Raw genomic sequence first — 6,857 nt, 5'->3', positions numbered from 1 at the left:
GTTTCAATTGAAGAATCGCCCATCAACCGGGGTTTAGCAAGTTCAATTATCGCCGGTGTTTCCCGAATCGTTCAGCAATATGGAAAAGTGATTGTTCTGGAAGACGATTTGATTACCACGCCAAACTTTCTAAACTTTCTCAATCAGGCACTGGATTACTACCAAGATCATCCAAAGATTATGAGTATCTCAGGATACTCCATGGATTTGCCATCCCTAAAGGATTACGAGCCTGATTTTTACCTTGGCTACCGAGCTGCCTCGTGGGGTTGGGGTATTTGGAAGGATCGTTGGGAATTGGTTGATTGGGATATGAAAAGCTATCGTTCGTTTAGATGGGACTTTCTTAGGCAAGTTCAATTTATGCGTGGAGGAATGGACATGCCCTACATGCTCTGGAAGCAAATGAATGGGCGATTGGATTCCTGGGCAATTCGGTTGGGCTACTGTCAATTCGAGAAGGATTTATTGACTGTTTTTCCAAGTAAGTCAAAATTGAAAAGCATCGGGTTTGGCAGTGAAGCGACGCATACAAGAAGTAGCCAGCGTTTTATTTGCAAATTGGATGAGGAATTGAAGACTGAATTTATCTTCGATCCGCAGCCTTGTCTGGAGCCAGTGTTGGCCAAAGAGTTCCGGGAAAAGTTCTCTTTGAAGACGCGTCTGTCTGAAAAATTCAAATTCGTGTGATATGAAGCCTGACGTTCTATTCTTCCTTCACCTTCCTCCTGCTATACATGGATCAGCCGTTGTCGGTTTGTCGATTAAAGAAAGTAGCAAAATAAACGAAGCTTTCAATGGGCGCTACATTAATTTGTTATTGTCGAGTGAGGTGAACGATTCAGGGAATCTGTCGGTGTCCAAAATGTTTAAGGTCCTAAAGATCTCGTATCAAATGGTCACAATGTTGCTTCAAAAGAAACCCGACGTGTGCTATTTTGCTCTGACAACAACCGGAACCGCGTTTTTCAAGGATTTCATATTCATCGTTCTTCTAAAAGTTTTCCGTGTTCGACTGGTTTATCATCTTCATAACAAGGGTTTTGCGCAGAAAGAAAACAACTCGTTCTATCGAAGGTTGTTTGACTTTGCCTTTAAAGACTCCAAGGTGATCATTTTGTCGAAGCATCTTTTTTCAGATATTGCTACTTACGTGGCGCCAGATCAGGTGGAGGTTTGCCCCAATGGGGTGCCGCGCACTGCTGGTGAGGTTTCGGACAGAAAGAATGTCATTCCACGGATCTTGTTCCTTTCAAATTTGATCAAGTCAAAGGGGGTAGTTATTCTTTTGGAAGCCTGCGTGTTGTTGAAAGATCGGCATTGCTCCTTTCAGTGTACCATTGCAGGAGGCGATGGTGATATCTCGGGAACCCAGCTCAATGAGATGATTCGTTTGCTCGATTTAGCAGAGCATGTCCGTTATGTCGGCAGTAAGTTTGCCTCAGAGAAGGACTTGGTTTTCAGAAATGCCGATCTCTTTGTTTTTCCAACCTACTATAATGCTGAAACATTTGGGCTGGTGAATGCTGAAGCGATGCAATACCGCTTGCCGGTTGTGTCAACGTTTGAAGGTGGAATTCCCGATATTGTGGACGATGGTGTTACAGGTTTTCTTGTACCCCAGCGGGATGTAGGGGCTTTGGCCGATAAGATGGAACTGCTGCTAAAAAATGAAAAACTGCGCAAACGAATGGGTGAAGCTGGGTATCGAAAATATGAAAACGAGTTTACGCAGGAGAAGTTTGAAAATCGACTGATTGAAATATTGCAGCACGAATGTGATCGCTTATTGGTAGACTGAAATTGATTTTTTGTTGCGATGGCAGATCCGGAAAGATTTAAAGTTTATACTTGTTAAGAAGTGCTGATGAAGAATTTCAGGTTTTACACATTACTCTACATTGATACCGAGCGAGAGGCAGGATCAGTCAACGGGATTAAAGGTGATTTCGAAAAGCAAATCAGAACCTATATTCGTTGCTGTGAGGTTTTGGCCAAGTCCTTGGCTTTTTTTACTTCCTGCGAATTGACAGTGCTTACCAACCAGAAAGATTACATTGAGCGAAATTCTGTCGGCTTGTCTGTTGTTGAAATTCCGTTTAGTCTAATAATTCCGAGAGATGTTGAATTTTATTCGGCGCATTATAAAATTGATGTGATTGACTACTTCAAATCGCGCGATGACAAGGGAGAATACGCGATTTTGATCGATAACGATGTTTTGTGCCTGAATCCGATTCCGCAAAATCTATGGAACTGTATTGAGAACAAAATTCCAGTCTATTATAATGTCACCAATCGGCGGTATCCGGCGTATGGCCGGGAGCGACTAATTAGAGATAAGGAGATCTTAATGCCGGGCGAATCTTCGCTTGGAATTTGGGCAGGAGGCGAATTTATAGGTGGAGATCGTTCCTTTTACGAACAGTTGTCTGACGAGATTAAACTGAGACAAGAAGCTTATTTTGAGAAGTACAAGTCTTTTCACCACCAGGGTGACGAAGTGCTTGTATCAGTGGCTATTGAAGTCCTCTTGCGAAAAGGAGTTTATGTTTGTGATGTCAGTTCGTTTGATGGAATAAGCCGCTATTGGAGTCAGCCAACTTTGCATGTTCAAAATCACTGGAAGGCGTTTACGTCCAATTTTTTGATCCATCTGCCGGCTGATAAAGTTTACATTTCGAAGATCGACGATATTGATGAAAAATTGGACATCCGGATTGGCCGCTATTTGGTAGTCAAGCGTTTCGATAGCTGGGTCAGGTATGAAGTTAGAAAGACTATTGAGTGGATTAAGGCGAAGTGTTTGTCATAGGGGCAAAATAAATGCTACAAAATGCAAACAGGCAACCACTTTGGGTTGCCTGTCTGGTTTTTTGTCGAATAATCAAATCGGGAATTGTTCAAAATATTTAAGGTTTATAGGTTATTCACACACAACATCGAAAACGTTTGATGGGTCGGTTAAAACAGCCCAGGCGGGATCCCATCCTTCAGTTATGCTCTTGAATCCGGCATAAGCAGTTGTGATGTGCGCTTTTTCGTAAGGCCATTTCCAATCATCGGAAATGATGATTCCATTTGGATATTCTATTCCGCCAACATCCTTCCATGTGTCCCCGTTGATTACATCCAGCTCCCAGATGTTCAGGTCATACGCATTGGCAGTTCCCGGATGAACGGTAATAAATGGGTAGTAGGGCATGGTTTCATCAAAAACAAAGTCACCATCAATAGAAATGATAATTTCAGCAGTGGCATGTGGTTCGCAGGTTATATCAGTCCGTACGGTATTGGCTGCAAATAGATAAGGATTGATGTTTTCTTGGGGAAGTGCGGCTTTTGTACTAGAAAATATGGTGATGATGTAGTCATCCCCATCTTCATCAATGGCTGCTTCTCCAAAAACACCATTCATTCCACCGACAATGCCCATCTTTGGGACTTTGATTTTGAAGGCGTGGTCATATGAAGCTCCCCTGGCGGATGCATAGAGTGAAATTTTTAGTTCGCTCAAGGTCTTAATCACATCTGATTTAATGACTAAGTCATTGTAGTCCCCATCATTTCCATCTGCACCATCTTTCATTAGGTCTTCCCAAGCGTAAGTGAAATCAATCGTTGTTTCACATTCGTCCAGACAGAATTCAAAATAGACCGACCAGTTTCTTCCGGGGAATTGCAAGGCATTACCCAATGAAACGCCTTGGTCTGTTTCGTCGCAAATGCCTCCCCATGCTGTTTCTCCATTTGATAATGCTGCATGAGTCGCAATAAAGAAGCAGTTGGCACCGTCCGTAACCTCATCAACATAGCTGGCAGGAATCTTCACGGTATAACTGGTCATCATATCGGATTCGTTCCAGCTTTTTTTGAAATTAAACTTTCCGGGAATTGCACCTCCATTACTAATCTTTTTATCCGCCTTGAATTGCTCTTCGGAAAGAAAAATATCAACATGAGTTTCCAGCAGATAGACATCAGCTTCGGTTATGTTGAAGGTTACGTAGAGATCACCACCGTCTTCACCCACCATAACGTTGCCAACATACATGTGTTGTCCAGCTACCAAACAAACCTCTTTGCATGGATCAACCATGATATGGTGGTCTTTGAGAGACAACTCGGTTGTTACAGCTTCATCATAGCTTTTTTCGCAACCGTTGAATACCATGCCAAGCATCAAGAAGGACATGATGAAAATGATGTCCTTGTTGAAATTGTAAATGTTTCTTTTCATAAAATGTTCTTTTTTAAGTTTATAAACAGAGATGCTGACCGAATCATTGAGCGTAAGATTTATATCGAAACCTGAGTAGGAAGATTTCGATATCTTTCAGTATCAGTTAATAAACTTAAGGCACAAAATAATTCTGCACAATGGGTATTTTTACCTATCCGAGGAGATATGTGAGTAAGGGAAAGGAGTATGCCTTGGTTTTGAAAATGCGCAGATTGTGCGCATAAAAGCGCTATTGACAGGTGATTTCGTTGTAAAAGATTTTTTTGAAAACAAAAAACCCCGGATTGGCTGATCCGGGGTGCTTTCATCAATAGTTTGGCATACTAGTTATGAAAGGATTAGAATTGGTTTTTTATTTAATCATCTTCTTGTTCCGCCGCGTAAGTAGCCAGCAGTTCATCCTGGACTTCCTGCGGTACTTTTTCGTAACCATCAAAGGCGATGGAGAAAATTCCACGTCCCTGAGTAATTGAGCTGAGTGCGGTAATGTATTTGTGCATTTCCTTCAGTGGGACTTTAGCGTTGATCTTTTCAAATCCCTTTTCACTACCCATGCCCATAATTATGGCACGACGTCCTTGCAGGTCGCTCATGACGTCACCCATGCGTTCGCTTTGTACGAAAACTTCGAGGTTGTAAATGGGTTCCAGAATTTTTGGACCAGCCTCCTTGAAGGCTTTGGAGAAAGCATTTCGTCCGGCCAGCTTAAAGGAGATTTCGTTGGAGTCGACCGGGTGCATCTTCCCGTCGTAAACATATACGCGGATGTCGCGGGCGTAGGAGCCGGTGAGTGGTCCTTCTTCCATTTTTTCCATGATTCCTTTCAGAATGGCAGGCAGAAAGCGTCCATCGATGGATCCCCCGACAATGCAGTTGTGGAAAAGTAGTTTCCCGCCCCACGGAAGTGGATATTCCTGGGTGTCGCGAAGGGAGAGTTTTTGCTCTTTGCCATTCAGTGTGACTACCGTTTTTGGATCAACGCCTTCAATGTAGGGCTCAATAATCATATGAACTTCACCAAACTGCCCGGCTCCGCCCGATTGCTTTTTGTGGCGGTAGTCAGCCTGTGCCATTTTGGTGATGGTTTCTCGATAAGGAATTCTTGGCTTCAGAAATTCAATATCGATTTTGAATTCGTTGTTGTAAAACCATTTTAAGGTGTTGAGGTGGTATTCGCCCTGGCAGTGTACCAGCATTTGTTTCAGTTCTTTCGAATATTCCACGAGGTATGTTGGATCCTGATCGTGCAGTTTTTGGAAGCTTTCACTGACTTTTTCGTCATCCGCCTCGTTGACTGCTTTTAGCGCTACCGTGTGCCTTGAAGTTGGGAAAACGATTTCGGCAAATTTATAACCGGCTGACTTTTCGCTCAGGGTGTTGTTCACGTCCACATCTTTCATTTTCACTGTGGCTCCTATGTCTCCGGCAACCATGGCATCAACCTTGGTGCGGCTTTTTCCGGCCGAAACGAATAACTGAGAAACGCGTTCTTTGTTCCCGTTCTTTGCAATAATCAGGTCCATTCCCTCCTTGATGGTTCCGCTCATCACCTTGAAGTAGGTAATTTCGCCCACGTGTTGCTCAATGGTGGTTTTAAATACAAAGAGCGAGGCTGGTCCATTTTCGCCTTTTTTCACTTCTTTACCAGTGATCTCGGGAACTTCAACCGCTTCGGCCGGCGATGGGGTAATGTTCGAGATGAATTCGAGCAGGCGGCCTACGCCCATGTTGTGTTTGGCGCCGGTGCAGAAAATGGGAAACAGGCTGCGGTCGATCATGCCCAGCTTAATTCCCTGGCGCATTTCGTCTTCGCTCAGACTTCCTTTTTCGAAATACAGTTCCATGAGCGCCTCGTCGTTTTCGGCAGCCATTTCAACCAGCTCGTTGTGCAATTGGTCGGCCCGTTCCTGTTCGTCGGCCGGAATATCCAGTATTTCGGGTTTGCCTCCGCCAACCGGATATTTATACAATTTCATTTTGAGGACATCGATAATCGAATCGAAGCCTGGTCCTGCATTCATCGGGTATTGGATGATGGTGACCTTATTGCCAAAGATGTTTTTGGTCTGGTCGACCGTTTGTTCGAAGTTGACATTTTCGTGATCCAGTTGGTTGAACACAAAAATCATCGGTTTTTTTGCTTTTTCGGTATAGCGGCAAACTGACTCGGTTCCGGCTTCAATTCCGTGCGGCGTGTTGACCGTAACAATGGCGCTGCCAACCACGTGAAGTGCCGACACGACACTCCCGCGGAAATCGTCCATTCCCGGTGTGTCAATGATGTTAATTTTTTTGTCGTTGCTGAAGGTGTGGAGGACAGTTGAAAAAACGGAGTTGCCATAATCCTGCTCAATGGGTTGGTAGTCCGATACCGTGTTTTTGGCAGTTACTTCACCCCGGCGGTTGATTACTCCACCCTCGAACAGCATGGCCTCTGCGAGGGTGGTTTTCCCACTGCCAGCATTTCCAATTAGAGCGATGTTGCGGATTTGATCTGTTTTATAGATTTTCATTTTGTCAGTTTTTTATTGGTTTAAAACACGTATTAAAGGTTGATTTTCCTGTGGAAGTCACCAAAATTAGTAATAATTTTTTAACAAACAACGACACCGCA

General features: G+C 43.6%; 5 protein-coding genes. 3 read left to right on the top strand and 2 right to left on the bottom strand.

Annotation, left to right across the window (positions count from 1 at the left end):
- The 3 genes from AAC033_RS08995 to AAC033_RS08985 all read left to right on the top strand — a co-directional run.
- The coding region (locus AAC033_RS08995) for a hypothetical protein (protein ID WP_339737218.1) at positions 1 to 690 on the top strand (690 nt) is incomplete at its 5' end.
- Between the two features lies 1 nt (position 691).
- Positions 692 to 1,801 carry a glycosyltransferase family 4 protein gene (locus tag AAC033_RS08990; protein WP_339737216.1) on the top strand — a complete coding sequence of 370 codons (1,110 nt, stop codon included), beginning with the start codon at positions 692 to 694 and terminating at the stop codon, positions 1,799 to 1,801.
- Positions 1,802 to 1,867: 66 nt separating this feature from the next.
- The gene (locus tag AAC033_RS08985) at positions 1,868 to 2,815 is read left to right on the top strand and encodes a hypothetical protein (RefSeq protein WP_339737214.1); all 948 of its coding nucleotides are present in this window, start codon (positions 1,868 to 1,870) and stop codon (positions 2,813 to 2,815) included.
- Between the two features lie 111 nt (positions 2,816 to 2,926).
- On the opposite strand, the gene AAC033_RS08980 is transcribed toward AAC033_RS08985, so the two are convergent.
- Both AAC033_RS08980 and AAC033_RS08975 read right to left on the bottom strand, forming a co-directional pair.
- A complete protein-coding gene (locus AAC033_RS08980; protein WP_339737212.1) occupies positions 2,927 to 4,240 on the bottom strand; it encodes a hypothetical protein in 1,314 nt (437 codons plus the stop codon).
- A 359-nt stretch (positions 4,241 to 4,599) separates the two neighbouring features.
- Positions 4,600 to 6,756, bottom strand: coding sequence for an elongation factor G (locus AAC033_RS08975; RefSeq protein ID WP_339737210.1), 2,157 nt, complete (start codon positions 6,754 to 6,756; stop codon positions 4,600 to 4,602).
- Positions 6,757 to 6,857: the final 101 nt, after the last annotated feature.

The organism is uncultured Sunxiuqinia sp. (assembly GCF_963974515.1).
In the GTDB taxonomy this organism is placed as follows: Bacteria; Bacteroidota; Bacteroidia; order Bacteroidales; family Prolixibacteraceae; genus Sunxiuqinia.
The sequence above is the reverse complement of the archived record's forward strand: the minus strand, read 5'-3'. Positions and strand labels throughout refer to the sequence as shown.

Bases quoted from the DNA above. Each gene is read 5' to 3' on its own strand.
- AAC033_RS08990 (WP_339737216.1), top strand. From the start codon at position 692: ATGAAGCCTGACGTTCTATTCTTCCTTCACCTTCCTCCTGCTATACAT.
- AAC033_RS08985 (WP_339737214.1), top strand. From the start codon at position 1,868: ATGAAGAATTTCAGGTTTTACACATTACTCTACATTGATACCGAGCGA.
- AAC033_RS08980 (WP_339737212.1), bottom strand. From the start codon at position 4,240: ATGAAAAGAAACATTTACAATTTCAACAAGGACATCATTTTCATCATG.
- AAC033_RS08975 (WP_339737210.1), bottom strand. From the start codon at position 6,756: ATGAAAATCTATAAAACAGATCAAATCCGCAACATCGCTCTAATTGGA.